Origin of the sequence: Vibrio sp. Vb0888, from assembly GCF_033338835.1 — a bacterium.
Taxonomy (GTDB): Bacteria; Pseudomonadota; Gammaproteobacteria; order Enterobacterales; family Vibrionaceae; genus Vibrio; species Vibrio alginolyticus.
Window position 1 is genome coordinate 1 of record NZ_JAWOTL010000328.1, and the last position, 1,050, is coordinate 1,050.

Annotated in this window: 1 protein-coding gene and 1 pseudogene; both read left to right on the top strand. The window is 51.1% G+C overall.

Features of this window, described 5'->3' with window-relative positions; genetic code table 11:
* Window positions 1-251, top strand: a pseudogene (locus R7P72_RS26010) (metal ABC transporter ATP-binding protein); the annotation flags it as partial.
* Window positions 251-1,050, top strand: an 800-nt coding sequence (locus tag R7P72_RS26015; protein WP_318111138.1) for a metal ABC transporter permease, incomplete at its 3' end; no start/stop codon positions are given. The pseudogene R7P72_RS26010 and the gene R7P72_RS26015, both read left to right, overlap by 1 nt.

The window sequence follows — 1,050 nt, forward strand, 5'->3', positions numbered from 1 at the left end:
TGGGTGAGCCTACAACAGTGATGGACGAGCAAGGTGTGCGTTACCTTGAAGGGTTGATACATGAAGTTGTCGCGCAGGGCAAAACGGTGTTAGCGGTTCATCATGATGTCACTGCGGTGCGTCGCTTAGATGCAGAAGTGCACGTTGTTAACCGTCAGATTGTGGCGTCCGGACACCACTCGGATGTTTTGAGTCCAGATCGTATTGAAACATTATTTAAGCACTACACAACCAAAGCGGAGGCGGCGTAATGGAGTGGTTACGAGCACTGGCGATGAGTGGTGTAGACGCTGGATGGTTGAGCGACAGCTTTGCGTACGCTTTCATGGTGAACGCGATGGTCGCTGCGCTGATTTTGGGGCCGCTACTCGGTGGGCTGGGCACATTAGTGATTGCTAAGCGTTTGGCGTTTTTCTCCGAAGCAGTTGGCCACGCAGCACTGACGGGTATCGCTATTGGTGTTTTACTTGGTGAACCGCCAGAAAACCCAATCATAGGGTTGTTTAGCTTCTGCATGATCTTTGCGTTGCTGCTGCACTTCGTGAGAAATCGCACCAATGTACCTTATGACACGTTGGTCGGGGTATTTCTGGCGTTAGCTCTGGCGGTCGGGGCGGCGTTGCTGATGTACGGCGCACGTAAGATCAACATACACATGCTGGAAAACGTACTGTTTGGTTCGATTTTGACGGTGACCGATAGAGACATCACGTTGCTTGCAGTGAGCTGCTTGATCATCCTGCTGCTGCTGATTCCGACATTTAATCGCATTTTGCTCACGTGTATCAGCCCAGATATTGCTCGCGTGCGTGGCTTCAATACCAGCTTTTACGATTACCTATTCGTCATGATGATCACTTTAGTGACGATCGCCGCAGTGAAGATCATTGGTGCCGTGTTAGTGGGTGCGCTGTTATTGATGCCTGGTGCGACAGCTCGGTTGCTAACCAAGCGAATGGGACGCTTTGTATTGCTTTCTTCTCTGCTTGCGACGGTTGCTTGCTTGGTTGGCACCATATTGCCAATGGAGCTCGACTTACCGGTGCCATC